Origin of the sequence: Sphingopyxis sp. P1IMeth2, assembly GCF_900185685.1 — a bacterium.
Classification (GTDB): domain Bacteria; phylum Pseudomonadota; class Alphaproteobacteria; order Sphingomonadales; family Sphingomonadaceae; genus Sphingopyxis; species Sphingopyxis terrae_A.
This window is the reverse complement of sequence record NZ_FYAT01000012.1, coordinates 61,424-76,650: the sequence shown is the minus strand read 5'-3', so window position 1 is coordinate 76,650 and position 15,227 is coordinate 61,424. Positions and strand designations below refer to the sequence as shown.

Annotated in this window: 15 protein-coding genes and 1 pseudogene; 7 read left to right on the top strand and 9 right to left on the bottom strand. The window is 62.3% G+C overall.

Features of this window, described 5'->3' with window-relative positions:
• Positions 1–165: 165 nt before the first annotated feature.
• A complete protein-coding gene (locus P1IM2_RS07180) occupies positions 166–1,416 on the top strand; it encodes a cation:proton antiporter (protein WP_186401950.1) in 1,251 nt (416 codons plus the stop codon).
• A 143-nt stretch (positions 1,417–1,559) separates the two neighbouring features.
• Here P1IM2_RS07180 and P1IM2_RS07175 read toward each other — a convergent pair whose 3' ends face one another.
• Both P1IM2_RS07175 and P1IM2_RS07170 read right to left on the bottom strand, forming a co-directional pair.
• Complete coding sequence (locus P1IM2_RS07175; protein WP_186401949.1) at positions 1,560–1,937, bottom strand: DUF202 domain-containing protein; 378 nt, start codon at positions 1,935–1,937, stop codon at positions 1,560–1,562.
• Complete coding sequence (locus P1IM2_RS07170; protein WP_186401948.1) at positions 1,934–2,449, bottom strand: DUF421 domain-containing protein; 516 nt, start codon at positions 2,447–2,449, stop codon at positions 1,934–1,936. Before P1IM2_RS07170 ends, P1IM2_RS07175 begins: the two co-directional genes overlap by 4 nt.
• A 355-nt stretch (positions 2,450–2,804) precedes the next feature.
• On the opposite strand from P1IM2_RS07170, the gene P1IM2_RS19045 reads away from it, so the two are divergent.
• Positions 2,805–3,326: a CinA family protein gene (locus P1IM2_RS19045; protein ID WP_409574529.1), complete on the top strand. Its 522-nt coding sequence runs from the start codon at positions 2,805–2,807 to the stop codon at positions 3,324–3,326.
• Positions 3,211–4,071: an ROK family protein gene (locus P1IM2_RS07165; RefSeq protein ID WP_409574536.1), complete on the top strand. Its 861-nt coding sequence runs from the start codon at positions 3,211–3,213 to the stop codon at positions 4,069–4,071. The genes P1IM2_RS19045 and P1IM2_RS07165 overlap by 116 nt, the downstream gene beginning before the upstream one ends.
• A 33-nt stretch (positions 4,072–4,104) precedes the next feature.
• Here the strand turns inward: P1IM2_RS07165 and P1IM2_RS07160 are convergent, their stop codons facing one another.
• Positions 4,105–4,899: a class I mannose-6-phosphate isomerase gene (locus P1IM2_RS07160; protein ID WP_186401946.1), complete on the bottom strand. Its 795-nt coding sequence runs from the start codon at positions 4,897–4,899 to the stop codon at positions 4,105–4,107.
• A gap of 133 nt (positions 4,900–5,032) precedes the next feature.
• Between P1IM2_RS07160 and P1IM2_RS07155 the strand changes: the two genes are divergently transcribed.
• Entirely contained in the window at positions 5,033–5,584 is a 552-nt protein-coding gene (locus P1IM2_RS07155) for a GFA family protein (RefSeq protein WP_260833943.1), read from the top strand.
• A gap of 107 nt (positions 5,585–5,691) precedes the next feature.
• Here P1IM2_RS07155 and P1IM2_RS07150 read toward each other — a convergent pair whose 3' ends face one another.
• From P1IM2_RS07150 to P1IM2_RS07140, 3 genes are all read right to left on the bottom strand, one after another.
• Positions 5,692–6,303 carry a flavodoxin family protein gene (locus tag P1IM2_RS07150; RefSeq protein WP_186401945.1) on the bottom strand — a complete coding sequence of 204 codons (612 nt, stop codon included), beginning with the start codon at positions 6,301–6,303 and terminating at the stop codon, positions 5,692–5,694.
• Between the two features lie 195 nt (positions 6,304–6,498).
• Complete coding sequence (gene asd / locus P1IM2_RS07145; RefSeq protein ID WP_260833942.1) at positions 6,499–7,221, bottom strand: archaetidylserine decarboxylase; 723 nt, start codon at positions 7,219–7,221, stop codon at positions 6,499–6,501.
• A gap of 306 nt (positions 7,222–7,527) precedes the next feature.
• Positions 7,528–7,767 carry a GNAT family N-acetyltransferase gene (locus P1IM2_RS07140; RefSeq protein ID WP_313906807.1) on the bottom strand — a complete coding sequence of 80 codons (240 nt, stop codon included), beginning with the start codon at positions 7,765–7,767 and terminating at the stop codon, positions 7,528–7,530.
• Between the two features lie 29 nt (positions 7,768–7,796).
• Here P1IM2_RS07140 and P1IM2_RS18885 point away from each other — a divergent pair.
• From P1IM2_RS18885 to P1IM2_RS07125, 3 genes and pseudogenes are all read left to right on the top strand, one after another.
• A pseudogene (locus P1IM2_RS18885) lies at positions 7,797–8,036 on the top strand (SDR family oxidoreductase); the annotation flags it as partial.
• A gap of 248 nt (positions 8,037–8,284) precedes the next feature.
• The gene (locus P1IM2_RS07130) at positions 8,285–9,253 is read left to right on the top strand and encodes a transglutaminase-like cysteine peptidase (protein ID WP_186401942.1); all 969 of its coding nucleotides are present in this window, start codon (positions 8,285–8,287) and stop codon (positions 9,251–9,253) included.
• A 654-nt stretch (positions 9,254–9,907) separates the two neighbouring features.
• Positions 9,908–10,648 (top strand): response regulator transcription factor, encoded by a 741-nt coding sequence (locus P1IM2_RS07125; RefSeq protein ID WP_186401941.1) that lies wholly within the window; start codon positions 9,908–9,910, stop codon positions 10,646–10,648.
• A 103-nt stretch (positions 10,649–10,751) separates the two neighbouring features.
• Here P1IM2_RS07125 and P1IM2_RS07120 read toward each other — a convergent pair whose 3' ends face one another.
• From P1IM2_RS07120 to P1IM2_RS07110, 3 genes are read right to left on the bottom strand one after another with little or no spacing between them, the layout of a single operon-like run.
• Positions 10,752–12,029 carry an HlyD family type I secretion periplasmic adaptor subunit gene (locus tag P1IM2_RS07120; RefSeq protein WP_186401940.1) on the bottom strand — a complete coding sequence of 426 codons (1,278 nt, stop codon included), beginning with the start codon at positions 12,027–12,029 and terminating at the stop codon, positions 10,752–10,754.
• Positions 12,026–13,087 (bottom strand): cell wall hydrolase, encoded by a 1,062-nt coding sequence (locus P1IM2_RS07115; RefSeq protein WP_186401939.1) that lies wholly within the window; start codon positions 13,085–13,087, stop codon positions 12,026–12,028. Before P1IM2_RS07115 ends, P1IM2_RS07120 begins: the two co-directional genes overlap by 4 nt.
• Complete coding sequence (locus tag P1IM2_RS07110; protein ID WP_186401938.1) at positions 13,084–15,213, bottom strand: type I secretion system permease/ATPase; 2,130 nt, start codon at positions 15,211–15,213, stop codon at positions 13,084–13,086. Before P1IM2_RS07110 ends, P1IM2_RS07115 begins: the two co-directional genes overlap by 4 nt.
• Between the last annotated feature and the right edge of the window lie 14 nt (positions 15,214–15,227).

Here is a 15,227-nt window from a genome sequence, read left to right as displayed (position 1 = left end):
CCTTGCCCCGATCGACATCATTCTTTCCCTCGCATGCACGGCCCCCTGGACGCTTTCGACGGTTTGGCCGAACCGGTCGCAAGGACCAAAAATTGCCCGCATCTTAGGGAACAGTCTTGGTCGGCACATCGTTTCCAGTTCTCTTTCAATGCCAGCGCGGGATAAATGAACGAGCAACCTTTTTTTGGTGCTAACGGCTATCATCTCGCGATGGCGCTTGTCGGTGCGGGTATTATCGCCGCATTCTGGCTTCCCCGCTTCTTCTCCGGGCGCGAGCCGGCGGCGTCGGCGCTGATGATTCTGTTCGGCATCGCGATCCACTGGATACTCCCCGATTTATCGCGGACCCTCGATCCGCGCGAAGCGCCGCTGTTTTGGGAGTTGGTCAGCGAGATGGCGGTCGTCGTTGCCCTGTTCGGTACCGGCATCCGAATCGACAATGTGACCGACTATCGGCGGTGGCTGCCGACGATCTGGCTTCTGGTGATCGCGATGCCGCTAACAATTGGCGCGGTGACCGTTATGGGATTCGCCTTTGCCGGAATGACCCTCGCGGGAGCGCTTGTCCTAGGCGCGGTGCTCGCGCCGACCGACCCTGTGCTCGCGGGCGAGGTTCAGGTCGGGCCGCCGACCGAGGGCGGAGAGCATCCGGTGCGCTTTGCTCTCACGACTGAAGCGGGCCTGAACGACGGGCTTGCCTTCCCGTTCGTCTATCTTGCGTTGCTCGCCGGCACGTCGGGCCTCTCGGCCGCCATGCTCGGCGAATGGCTCCTGCTCGACGTTGTGTATCGGATCGGCGTCGGCGTTGCGGCCGGTGCCTTGGTCGGGTGGGGTCTGGCGCGCGTGCTGTTCGTTATCCCGCGCGACAATGTTCTCGCCGACACAGCGTCCGGCGTTTTGGCCATCGCTGCAGTGCTCCTCTGCTACGGCGCTACCGAGCTTGCTGAAGGCTATGGCTTCATCGCCTGTTTCGTCGCGGGCGTCGTTCTTCGCCGGGTCGAAGTGGAACACGCATTCCACGCCGAGCTTCACGGCTTCAACGAAGCCATCGAACTTGCGCTGACCGCGATGCTCCTCATTCTCATCGGCGCTACCTTTCCGCGCTTGTTCGGCGAACTCGACTGGGCGCATGCGGCCATTGCGGTTGCGCTGCTGTTCATCGTGCGCCCCGGGGCCGGCTGGATTAGCCTGCTGCGAACCGGACTCCCATGGACAGATCGGCTGGTGATCGCTTTCTATGGAGTGCGGGGCATCGGCTCGATCTACTATCTTGCCTTTGCGGCCAGCCACTTGGAGCTGGTGAACGAGGGGCAAATCTGGGCGACAATCGCGCTCACGATCCTGCTATCGACCGTCGTCCACGGCTTCACCGCGGGTCCCGTCGTCGACTATATCGTGCGCCGCCGACAAGCTTGATCGACGATCTTCGTAGAAGAAAGCGCGACGTCGCAATACGCCGGTCTGCGCGAGAGTGGTTGCGACCGGTGGCCAAACCGCGAAGTGTATAGATGTGGCCTGGCGAGCGGGCATTTCGAGCATCCGCTAAGGGACGACGAGCTTTATTTTAGAGCGGCAAGCCAGAGCGCAGCGACGAGAGCTGCGCTGGCCGCTGCCAAGGCCCAAGCGAGTAGCCGGATGCGCATGGGCCTCAAGACAGTCACATTATGCGGCTCCAGCTTGGCAATGATCGTGCGCGCGCGCCGCTCGGCCGAAACGAAAACATAAATGGCTGTCAGTAGAAAGCTCGTGGCGATCGCCTTCGGCATCCAGCTGGGCTCCATCGTCCTGAAGAGCGCGTTGAAGCCGAGTCCAAGTCCCACCGCTGCCATCCCGGTGCGTACCCATCCCGCGAAGCTTCGCTCATGCGCCAACACCGTGCGGTCTTCCGCCAGCTCGGTGCGATTTTGGGCAAGGTCGGTTCGCTCTTGCGCGCTCATGTCGAACGGCTTCCGGCCGTTGGTAGCGCGGATCGCGTGCCAGCGCGCACGCGGGACACGACGCTGAAGCTACCATCCGTCTCGAGTACCACGGACGCAATGTCCGCGATGTCACCAAAACCTTGGCTTCGTATAGCGCAAAGGACTTCATCCCGGGTGACCCGTTCGCGCTTTAAGGCTTCGGTGTCGATCACGCCGTCCTTGAGCAGCGTCCGAGGATCCGATTTTGCCAATCGCTCGGCAAAGCGCCAGCGGACCGCAAGAGCCGCTATCGCATATTGCAGTACGACCAGCGTCATCAAGGCGGTTACGCCTTCCACCAGAGCAACGTCGCGGCTTAGCAATATGGTGGCGAGGGTCGAACCGAGCGCAACGGTCACCACAAGATCGAACGCGCTCATCTTCGCCAAGGTGCGCTTGCCGCTGAACCGCAATATCGCAATCAGCGCGATATAAGCCGAGGCGCCCAGGAATAAGACGCGCAACACCTCGTCCCATGTGTCAAAGATCATGATAAACCTCTCAATTCCCCCTTTATCCCAATGCCCCGGGGCAGGCAGAGTTTCGCGTCGGCCACAAAACCGGGATGCGCCCCGAGGTGTTGGCAGTGTTTCACATTTTTGCGCGGCGACGCCTGGGACTTGGCTCCGTGGTGCAGGGGGCGACCACGCCACCCATATCCTCGCAGCAGATCATCTCGCGGTCGAAGCGTTGTTCGAGGAATTCGAGAAGGCGCAAGGGACCGACCGCAAAGCAAAAATCGCCGACACAATCTGCACCGAGCTCATGATCCACGCCCAGATCGAGGAGGAGGTCTTTTATCGGCGCTCAAGGGCAAGATCGACGACGATCTCTTGAAGGAGGCCTATGTCGAGCATGACGGCGCGAAACAGCTCATCAACGATATCCTTGCCTCCGGGCCCGACGACGCGTTTTCCGAAGCCCAGGTCACGGTGCTGTCGGAACAGATGTCGCTCGCAACGCTCCGTCAGGGCCGAACGCTGCACCGTCGGACAGCTGGCGGCGCTTGGCGCCGCGGAGGTCGCGCCGAGTCCGCGCTTCGAACGCTGCTTTACGCCTTATCCGATCGACGCAAAATGCGATATGCTGGACGTGCTGCGCGCCGGCGACGTGCGCTACTGCGTAGTTTACCCCGAAGGGGCCGCCGCGATAGCGGCCGGGGCGCTGGCGAGGGGCGGGGCCGATGTCGCGGTTTCGGTCACGAGAGAATGGGACAGGGATTACCGAGGTCATGGACGGCAAATTCGCACTCATCGAGGCGGGAGGTACCAAATTTGTCGTCGGGGTCGCGGATGGCTCACGTCGGATCTTGGCGCGGACGCGCATCGAAACCACCTGTCCGCAGGAAGTGATCCCGGCGGCGATTGAGTGGCTTCGGCAGCAGAGCGGCAATTATCGCGCGGCGGGGATTGCGAGCTTCGGCCCGCTTGATCTCGATCCCGCATCGCCGAAATGGGGACATATCACCGGGACCACCAAGTCCGGCTGGAGCAATACCGATATGGCAGGACCGTTCGGCCGCGCGCTTGGCTGTCCCGTCGCGATCGATACGGACGTCAACGGCGCCGCGCTCAGCGAATGGATGTGGGGCGCCGGCGCAGGGACACAATCCTCGCTCTACCTTACGGTCGGAACCGGTATCGGCGGCGGAGCGATAGTCGGCGGGCAATTAATCCGCGGCGTCAGCCACCCCGAAATGGGGCACATTCGCATGCCGCGCCACCCGGCCGACAGGGATTTTACCGGACACTGCCCATTTCACGGCGACTGTCTTGAGGGACTGGCTGCGGGTCCATCGATCAAGGCGCGTTGGGGGAGCTCTCTGTCCCACTTGCCGTCCGATCATGTCGGTCACGAGATGATCGCCTGGTACCTCGCGCAAGCGGTGACAACTTTTCAAGCGATCCTTGAGCCTGCACGCATCATATTTGGGGGAGGCGTGATGGAGACCCCAGGATTGATCGAGCGTATTCGCGACGAGGCGTCCGCCGGATCAAACGGCTATTTCGCTGGCGATGCGCAAAAGGTCATTGTTCCCCCCATGCTCAGAAACGACTCTGGCCTGCTTGGCGCACTGGCAATTAGCAGGACAGCTTCCTGGGCTGAAAGTTGACCGGCGGAAGCGAACGACCACCGGCTTTGGGTGTCATGACCACGCTACGAGTGCGCGCGCGCAATCGCGCAAGTCAATTTCTGCGTTTGAAGCAGCCAGCGCGCATTCGCCCGCACTGATTGCCTTTCCGCCAATGCGAATGCGACCCTCGATCGGAGCGATGTATAGACAAGCATGACGTGGTATGAAGGACATGTCGTCACCGGTAATGTGGGCGAGCGTGAAGTGCTCGGCGTGGAGCAGGATAGCGCTGCGCGACGGATCTACAGAGGTTTGACGCGACGGCGGGTAGGGTGAAGGGTCGGCGACATCGACGCCTTCGGCGAGATGGAGCTCGCGCGGGCGGCCGTAGTCGTAGAGGCGATAGGTAACGTCGATGTTCTGCTGGATCTCGATGAGTGAGATATCCGCCCCGATGGCATGGATAGTACCCGGCGGAATATGGAACAACATCCCGGGCTCCGCGAGGTGCCATTGCATCAGCGTCTCGATCTCACCCGAAAGCGCGGCCTCGCGCAAGCGCGCCTTCGATAGCCGCGTCCGAACGCCGATGCCGAGCCGCGCCCCGGGTTTCGCGTCGAGGATGTACCAACATTCCTCCTTGCCGGCAGGGAGGCCGAGGGCGATGGCCTGTGCATCCGAGGGATGCACCTGAACCGAGAGCTTCTCCGACGTGAACAGATATTTGATTAGCAGCGGCAGCCGCTGCCCCTCGGGACCCGGAAACCATATCTCCCCGATACGGCGGCCTCGCATCCTGTCGAATGGTGCCGGCAGGCTTGTTCGGCCCCAAGGCTTCTCGACTGCAATTGGCGTCAGTCTGGTCATTCGATGTAAACGAACGGAACGAGGCCCAGTTGCGCCGCCCATGGCAATTTGCCTGAGGGCAACGACATTGGGCCGCTGCTTCCCTCGCGCGCGACCCGGACCGCGATAGACTTGAACCCGCCGGTCGCTGGTGTTGGCGCAGATCGAACGCAACCCCGTCCCGTTTCGCAAGTTCTCGAGGCGAGAGGATATCGATATGCCCCTGAAGATCGAAGGCTCGTGCCGCTGCGGAGCGGTTCGTTTTTCCACCGCCAGCCATGCGCCGGTCCCGTTCATGCGCTGCTATTGCTCGATCTGCAGGAAAACCGCCGGCGGCGGGGGATATGCGATCAATCTCCACGCCGACAGGAATACGCTGACCGTCGATGGCGAGACGGCGGTTTTTCATGCCGGCCTCGGCGACGGGCGCGGCGGCTGCGAGCTGAGTTCGGCCGAACGCCATTTCTGCGCCCTCTGCGCCAGCGCGCTATGGGTGTTCAGCCCCGAGTACCCGGACCTTTTTCATCCCTTCGCCTCGGCGATCGACAGCGACCTCCCTAAGGCTCCGTCGAGCGTACACATGATGCTGGGGTCGAAAGCCCCGTGGGTCGAGCCCCTGATCCGCCCGCAAGACCAGCGCTTCGAAGACTATCCGGACGAGGCATTGGAGGAATGGCACCGGGCGCGAGGGCTTTGGGTCGACTAACGCGGGATTGGAGCTGTTGCGGGTCCGGGCGGCCGAGCTGGCCGTGCGATCGGTCGATTGCATCAGGCGCAGCGCACGCGTCGGCCCATAGGTGTTTTCCTGATCGTTCAGCCGGGATAGGGCGAGCGCCTCAGCAGCCGGGCGAGATGGGCGGCGTTGCTCGCGACCATGCTCGCTGTCTTGGTGATCATCCGTGGGCGATGTTCGAGGTCCTTGAAGTCGGTGGAACCCATCGCCTCGCCGACCCAATAGCAGCCGGCTACCGCGGGGATTGTCCAGCCGGTGTCGTTGAGCGACTGGAAAAGCTCTGCGCACACATGGTGCGCGCCGTCTTCATTTCCGACGACCGCGGCAACCGCTACCTTGGAATAGCTTGGCATGCGGCCCGCCTCGTCCGTCTCGTCGAAGAACGCGTCCATACGTTCGAGGACGAGCTTCGCAACACTGGAAGGCTGGCCCATCCAGATCGGCGTCCCGAAGATGAGAATATCGGCCGAGAGGATCTGCTCACGAATTTGCGGCCACGCATCGCCGTCCCCTTCGTCGGAGGAGACACCCCATTTGACGTCATGCGCCGCGATACGGATCGGCTTTCCCACGACGACATCCTGCTTCGCGAAATGCTCGGCGAGCACCGCGATCATGGCGTCGGTCGAGCTTTTGCGGCCTTTCGCCGACAAGGTGCAATTGATGGCGGTGGCAGTGAGCGGATCGGGCATGACATCTCCTCGGGCCCCCGAGGCGAAATAATCGGGACGGCGGCGAGGTTCCGACCTGTCGTGTCCGCGGGTTCGAAACGCTTCGGTGCCGAGAACGGATCGTCGGCGATCTTCGGGTCTCGTCCGGTCTCGTCCGGCATCGAAGAGGCACGCCGCCGTTTGCTCACATGCAGGCCGTTTGCGACAAAGAGCCGGCTATAGGCTACGGTTGCCCGAAGAAGCGCTGCCCATGGGTTCGCCGAGCCGCACCGGTCGCTCGGGATACCACTCGGGGTTGAAAGCGATGGCGTCCTTCTCGAACAGCATCACGATCGTGGAACCGAGGAGGAAGCGTCCCATCTCTTCGCCTCTGCGCAGGACGACTTCAGAGCTGGCGTAGGGCCATTCGGATATCTCGCCGGATCGCTTCGCATTTACCGCGCCGTGCCAAACCGTCGCGATGCTGCCGACGATGGTCGCTCCCACGAGGATCATCGCGAAGCGCCCGTGGGAGGGGGACTTGAACAGGCATATGACGCGCTCGTTGCGCGCGAAGAGACCGGGCACCCCGCGCGCCGTGGTCGGGTTGACCGAGAATAACGCCCCGGGGACGTAGACCATGCGTGTAAGCTCGCCATCGCAGGGCATGTGCAGTCGGTGATAATCCTTCGGCGAGAGATAGAGGTTTGCGAAACTGCCGTCGCGAAAGGTCGCGGCGAGCGCGCTGTCGCCGCCCAGCAGGTCAGCGGTAGTGAAGCGGTGGCCCTTGGCCTGGACGATGTGATGATCGTCGATCGACCCGAACTGGCTGATGGCGCCATCGACCGGGCAGATGAAATCGGCGTCGGCGAGCGGCCGGGCGCCGGCCTTCAGCGGGCGCGTGAAGAAGTCGTTGAAGCTTGCATAGCTGCGAAGATCCGGATTTTCGGCCTCGCTCATGTCGACGCCATATCTCGCAACGAACCACCGGATAAGCCTGGGAGTGTGGCGGCCGGACGAGGCGGCGACGCGGCCGGCCAATTCGGTAAGGCGCCGCTTCGGCATCGCGTGCTGGCAAGGATTCTCAGGCGCTCGAACATATCTCATCCATTGGTCGATCCTGCGAAGACCCGGTAGGCCGCATGGAAAAAGGACGTGGCGCTCGGCGCTTCGTTCCCGCGGTGATGCCGTGTCGTGATGTCGTAAGGCAAGAATTGAGCGATTGAAGGTCCCAGAAAGCTTTGAGACTTGGCGGCTGGCGCGCGCTCAGCCGCGCCGGGGCTTTTGCGGCGATCCTGCCGCGCGCACGAGCCGGAAACTCTTCTGCTCGAACTTCAACGCGCGAAAGAAGTTGGTGGCGTTGTCGATCATAATGTCGCTCATGACCTCGATCAGGGCGCATCCGGCCTTGGCGAGCGCCGTCTCGCCCGCGGCAAGAAGCGCCGTTCCAATCCACCGGCGGCGATAGTCGCCGTCGACCACCAGCAGGGTCACTCGGCCGACCAAGCCGTGCTGCAGCGTCGGAACGAAAATCTGTCCGAAACGGCATTAGGATAAATGCGATCGCCCCCGTCCAGATCTGGACTCCGCTCAACCCGCGCGGCGGTCCGCCAGCCGACAAGATGGCGAGCTTTGGCGAGTCCAGACCGATGAAGCGGCCCGGCGAGCCGAATGCAGTGGCGCCAAGCTTCCTCTTTCTCGCCTGCGATGACAGCAGCTGCATGCCAGGCCAGGTTCTCCATCCGCACGGCCGCACGGTGGTACAAGACCCATAGGATGATGGCGGCTTAAATTTTTCTCATCTTTTGAGATGGAGGGGATGACGGCAATGACGGGGCCCCTTTGGTCCCTCGACAAACATTTTGCGGATTTCCATGTTGGGGACGGGAATGCGTTGAGGAGTGCGCCAAGTTAATTCCGGCGGTTTCCCAGCCGTGCATCGCTGGAACCGGTTAGGAAAGAAGTGCCACGTTAACCATGATGATGAAGCGAATTCTCACGGTGTTGCGGCATTGCTGTCGGCATGTTCGGATGGTCTCGCTCTTCCACCATCGCCAGCGTAACCGCACTGGCGTTGACCGCAGGTGCGGCGATGGCGCCGGCCACGGCGCATGCCGCAATTGAATCGTCCGCGACAAAGATTGGCAATGCCAAAGCTTTTGCGATCGCCGACACTTGCCGCAGGAGCGCCCTGCTGGCACCGGCGGGTCCGGATTTCGGTGGCGAGCGTGCGTCGGAGGCCGGCGCTCCCAGCGCGCTCAGCCGCGTTCGGATGAGTCAGGAGCGACCCGCGGCGACGCTCGGCGCTGTTCCTGCCCCCGGCAATTCGATCGCCGTTCGCGCGCTCACGCGGGGCGCCGACTCTGTGTTCGGGGCGGATCGAGCGGTTGCTGTATCTATTCGCGTCGAGTGCACAACGCCGCTAGCAGCGATGGAAAGGGGGCCGGCGGACGACAGCAGCGAGCTTGGGACCATCGCAATCCCTGTTGAAACAACGCGTTTTGACGATCGCTGGTTGCGTGTTCGCCGGGCGCCTTCCGTGCGCGTGATGCGGGCGCAACTCGATCGCGCTGCGGTAACACAAGATTTGAGCGAGGAGGCGACGCTCGAGCGTGTCAATCAATGGGTGAATCGCCAGATCGCCTATGCCGACGACGAGAGCAACTATCGGCAACGCGACTTTTGGGCGACCGCTGAAGAGACGGTGGCGCGGGGCAGAGGCGATTGCGAAGATTTCGCGATCTTGAAAATGCAGATGTTACGGGCAGCCGGTATCGACGATGACCGGATGAAGCTTGTCCTGCTGCGCGACATGGCGGTCAGCTCCGACCATGCATTATTACTCGTGCGATCGGCGGCGGGCTGGGTGGTGCTCGATAACATGACTGACCGCATCTTGGATGGGCGACAGGCTATCGCTATGCGCCCCATGATGTCGTTCAGCGGCGATCGGCGCTGGGTCCATGGCTACCGGGACACGGGGGGGGCGTAGTGAGGACCGCCGCAGCGGCGCCAAAGGCGTCGGCGAAGGCCTTCTCCCTCGCGGCCTTGCGGGTTGCGATGCAACCCGCGGCACCTTCCCAACCCCGATATCTTCGCAATTTCGACGCTTCGATCGGGAATTAATGGTCTTGGCCCAAGAATGTTCGCGCCTTGATCGCCGGGTGCCAAAAGATAAACGCCCCAATCAGTCCGCAACAAAGCCGATTCGCGCCTATGACGGGTTAGAATCCAAACATTGATCGTCCGAGGGCTTTGCATTAACCAGAATCGTTAGGGTTTGTAGTCGCGACCCGGCCGTGTGATGCCATCCCGATCACTCGAAAGGCTAGTGACATGGCCGCATTGCGAGTGAACCCTAAACCTTTGCGTTTCCTGCACTTACTGTCGCTTCGGGCCATCTGGTTCAGTCGCGAGCAACCGTGCCGCGAAATCAACCATCACTCTTTGTGGGTAGTTGTCAAAATTGTCGTAGATTCTGTCATTTAGTTGTATAACCTTTCGGTTAATCTTTGGGCAACAGAATGGAAAAGTTAACTTTTTAACGCGGGGAATCCACCGCGACGAATATCGAAGCGGATCTGGAGTTTAGACCGAGGCCCAGACCGGTGGGGTCGCCTTGACTGGTAATTCAGCGGAGGCGGAAATGTCGCAGTTGATCAAGATTTCTTTATTGGCGAGATATGAGATCGCGAGGGAGGGGTTACGCAACATCCTTTCCGGCGAAAGCTTTCAGATTCAGGCATCGGTGTCCGATGCTTCGGCGCTGTTCGACCCGTTGGGGCGAGTAGCGGATGATGTCGATATTCACGTGATCGTCGTCGATGGCGGCGATACCGGCTTTGGCCTCGACGCCTGTCGGCGGCTGGCCACGAAAAAAGACCATGCGCGCCTGGCGTTACTGTTCGACCATTATGTCTTTGAGGACGTAGTCGAGGCGTTTCAGATTGGTGTCGATGCCGTCATCATCAAGGAAATCCTGTGCGCGCCGCTGGTCGAATCAATCAAGCTGGCGGCGCTGGGCGAGAAGGTTTTCCCATCACAGCTGGTCAACAATTTGACCAGCTGGGTTCCGGCAGCGCTCGGCGGAGACTGGAAAAGGAGCGCTGCCTCGGTGGGGCTGTCCGGCCGCGAGATCGAGATCCTCGAAAGCATCATGGCCGGGATGGCGAACAAGGTCATCGCTCGGCAGCTCGGCATTTGCGAGGCCACGGTCAAGGTTCATGTCAAGGCGATCCTGCGCAAGCTGGGGGTGGAGAATCGTACTCAAGCGGCAACCTGGGGGGTCAAGAATGGCCTGGGGGAGCCGGTTCAGTTAAACCTCCGCGAGGTAAGACCCGTTCGCGCGCCGTTTAGGCCACCGCCGCTGCCCGGACGCGCCGCCTGAGGCGATCGAGCTCGGCGGCGATATCAAAAAGGGGGATTGCGCCAGCTATCGCAGCTCCCTTGCCGCAACTGTCTCCGCCATTCGCAATTGTCTCGGGCATTCGTCAGCGTTCGGTAAACGCCTCCGAGCGCGCACGCAGGAACGGCTTGAACAAATAGCTGAGCACACTCTTCTTGCCCGTCAGCACCTCGACATCGCAAACCATCCCTGGCGTGATCGGTAACTTGCGACGGCCACTTTTCAGATAGGCAACGTCGGTTTCGACGACGACTGTGAAATAGGCTTCCTTCATTGTCTCGTCATACAAGCTGTCGGGCGAAATCTGGACGACGCGTCCCGACAGACCACCATAGATCGCAAAATCATAGGCGGTGACCTTGACGTTGGCGCGGTCGTTGACCTTGATGAAGGCGATGTCGCGCGGCGCGACGCGTGCCTCGACGAGAAGTTTATCGCCGACCGGCACGACCTGCATGATTTTTTGCCCGGCTTGCACGAACCCGCCTACCGTTGTTACCTGGACGTCGTTGACGATGCCATTGGCGGGTGAGCGGATTTCGCTGCGTTGCTGGCGCCCCGCGGCGCCGCGAAGCGACTCCGAATTGACTGCCAACTTGGCGACGATCTGGCTGCGTTCGTCGAGCGCCTCCTGACGAAACTCCAGCCCAGCCGCGGCAACCTGTGCCTGTGCCTCACTGATCGCGGCGGCGGCGCGCGAAGCCGCTTGCTCTGCGGCAGCAAGCTTGCCGCGTACCTCGGTCACCTCGCGCTGGGCGTTGAGCAATTCGGTTTGCGGCACGATCGATTTGGCTGCGAGGGGCGCGAGCAGATCGACCTGGTCTTGTGCCAGCGACAGGCTCGACCTCAGCGAGGCAATCGTCGCCTGCGCCTCGCCATAGTCCCGGCGACGCTGCTCGACCGCTGCGGACAATGCCATCCGGCGGCTACGCTGGGTCGCGGCGCGCACCGATTGCAGATCGGCTTCCTGACTGCACTCGGCAGGGCGGATGCCGCGGCGGTCCGGGTCGCAATCGGCTGCCGCGCCACCATTGCCCTCCCGGTCCAGCCGTGCAGCGCGCGCGGCGAGCGAGCGATTTTCAGCCTCGATCTGGCCCCGCTGTGATGAAGATTCAGTATCGTCGAGCCGCACCAGCAACTGGCCTTTGCGAACCGGCTGCCCCGACCGCACCACGATGTCCAATATCGTCGCCGGCTCGGCTGACTGGACGATCTGCGCCTTGCTCGACGGTATGACACGGCCTTGGCCGCGAGTGACTTCATCGACCTGCGCAAAGCTGGCCCAGCTGACGAAGACGAACATGCCGACGCCTGACGCCAGAATGACCCGGCGCGTGCCCACATAGGGCCGTGATCTGATCATGGTCCGCTCTCCTTAATGGCGACATCGAATTCGCCGGCCTGTTGCCGCGCCATCATCCGCGAAGCGCGGCTGGTCTGCTCGGCTTCGGGAATCGCTAGTTGCCAGCCCAGCGCGGGGTCGAGCCGGCCGCCGGCGTCGTTGTCTGCGCGGCGGTCCTGCATGGCTTCGCGCGCGCTGGCCGTTGATCCCTCGATCTTCCCGCCGCCTTCGCCGGCTTCGGGCGGTCGTTTGACCGCGCTGCGCGCCAATATCGTCGGGATGACTTCGACGCCGCTGTAGCGGCCCGAAAACGCCCCGGGGGCACCCCATTTTCCGGGCCATCGATAAAAGATATGCGCGCCCAGCTGCGCGATCTTGACCAGCTTCGGTGCCCAATAGGGCGACACGTAATTGGCATGATAATGGGTCGCGTGACCGACCGAACGCTCGACATAGCCCGCCAGCGCGGCGCGTGCCACATCTTCAGCCTCTCGCCACTTGGCTGGATCGGGCCGCCGGCTCAGCGAGCCGTCGCAGGTGAAGCTGAACTGGCACACGGGGCGGTTTACCCCCTGATAGACCACACCGCAGATCGATTTGGGGAAAGCGGGGTGCCGAGCACGATTGATCACGACCTGCGCGACCGCGCGTCGTCCCGCGATAGGCTCATACGCCGCCTCGAAATAGACGGCCTGGGTCAGACAGCGCAGCGCGGTCAACGCCGCCTGTCGATCGACTGTTATCGGATGAAAGGGTCGCGCCGATGCAACCGGCCCGGTGTAAAAGGGGATTGCCTGATTGCGCGTCATCGCCGTATCGGGTGCCAGAATCGGTGTCGTCGCGGGTTCTTCGGTCAGCTTGATGAGCCGCGCAATTTCCCGGTCGGTGATCACGGGGGTGTCGGCGCTGTCGTACTCGGCCTCGGGCGTATCGCTGCCTGCGAAGTCGAAAAGCTGGTTCCACATCGTCCGCGAGGTCAGCAGGGTCACCACCACCGCCATGACCACGAGCCACAATATGGTGCGCCGGCTGTCGTCGCGGGCAACGGTCCCATATCGCCGGGCAGTTGCAGCTGTCATGATACCGCTCGCTGCGCCAGGATTACGTCGCGCGGTCCATCCGCGACGATGCGGCCGTGATCCATGACGATGAGACGGTCGACCAGACCCAGCACGGTCATCCGGTGGGTCGCGATGATCATGGTCTGGTCGGCAGGTATAGCCGCCTTCAGCCGGTCGACGAAATGCTTTTCGGTCTGGCTGTCCATCGCGCCGGTCGGCTCGTCGAGGAACATCAAATTTGCCGGGCCCATCAGCGCGCGCGCAAGGACGAGAAAGCTGCGTTGCCCGCCTGATAGGCGCGCTCCGCGCTCGCCGATATGAAAATCGAACCCCGCCGTGTCTCGGCCCAGAAATTCATCGGCGCCCGACCGGCGAACGGCATCGATGATGCTGGCGTCGTCGGCCTCGCTGGCGCCGACCAAGAGGTTTTCGCGCACAGTGCCGCTGAACAGCTCGGCATCCTGACCGACGAAGCGCAAAGTCGAACGCAGGTCGTGCGGATCATATTGGCGGCTTTCCAGCCCGTCGATGCGGTAACTACCGCTGGTGGGATCATAGAGGCCGCACAGCACGCGCCCGAGCGTGGATTTACCCGAGGCGACGCGGCCGATCAGCCCGACGCGTTCGCCGGGCTCGATGACCAGGTTGATGTCGGCCAGCGATTCCCGTTCGGTGTCGGGATAGCGAAAGCTGACATGGTCGAGCTGCAACCGTCCCTCGCGTACTTCGGGGGTGATCGATCGGCTGCCCTTGTCCCGCTCGTCCTCTTGATCCATCAACTGTTGCAGGCTTTTCAGCGTAACAAACGCCTGCCGTCCGCGGGTCATAAGGAAGGCGAGTTGGCCGACCGGGGCGAGCGAGCGGCTGGCTAGCATTACGATCGCGATGATCGCGCCCATCGAAATGATTCCCGCGTTGAACAGATAGAAACCGCCAATGATCAGGGCGACGCTGGTCGCCTGCTGGCACAGTGTCGCCAAGTTGACCGCGGTTGCAGTCAGCTTGCGCATTTCCTCCTGCGTATAGGCGTTCGATGCCGACAAGCGCCGCCATTTGCCGAGCATCCGGCCCTCGGCGCGGCAGGCTTTGACGGTTTCCAGGCTTCCAATCGTTTCGACCAGCGTTGTCTGCAGCATGCTGGAATCGACCTGTGCGTCCGCAACGGCGGCGCTCATCCGACGCTGCAACACCCAGCCCATCGCGAGCATGACGACCATCGCCACCATCGGAATGACTGCCAGCCAGCCGCCGAGCACCGCGATGAGCGCAACGAACACGACCAGGAACAGGATGTCGGTCACCAGCACAATGGTCGTCGAGGCAAAGAAATCGCGGACCTGTTCGTAATCGGTGACCCGCCGCGCGAGCGCGCCGGTGCTGCCGCGCTGGGTCGCCATCGGCAGGTTGAGAACCTTGTCGAGCAGGCGCTGCGACAGCCGCGCATCGATCCCGCGCCCGACCTCGTCGATCAGTCCGGTGCGCGCCAGCCGCAGCCCATATTCGACCGCGATGGCAAACAACGCGCCGAGTGCCAGCGTCCACAGGCTGGCCGCCGCCTTGTTGGGAATAATGCGATCGTACACGTTCATTGTGAACAATGGCATCGCGAAAGCGAGCAGATTGATCAGCAGCGACGCGAACATCACATAGCCAAATTGGCTCCGCTCTTTCCACACCTCGCTCCAGAACCAGTGCTGTCTCGTAACCTCGTCCCACGGGCGTTCGCGCACGGCTTCGCTGGCGGGATTGTGGCGCACAATGACCCCTCGTCCCGAATAGTCGGCCTTGAGCAGCCTGCATTCGATCTGAAGGTCGCTTGGGTCGCCTGGCAGGCGGATCCAGCAGTCATTGCCCTCCATCGCGGTCAGGACCACCGGGCGGTCGTCGGCTAGCAACAGAATGGCCGGGACGTCGTGCGAATTCCATGCAGACAGCGGTCGCCGTACCAAGTGGCAGCGGAGGCCGACGGCGTCGAGCGCATGATCGATCTGATCGAGCGGAAGCAGACCGTCGTCGTCGAGCGCCAGTCCTTTCTTTGCCCTCAGGTCAGAAAAAGGGCGCTCGAACAGCGCGGCAATCGCCGCCACCGACGCAAGCAGTTCGTCGCCTTGCGCCGGGGTACTGCGCCACGCTTCGAAACCCATTGCTGGGGACGTTC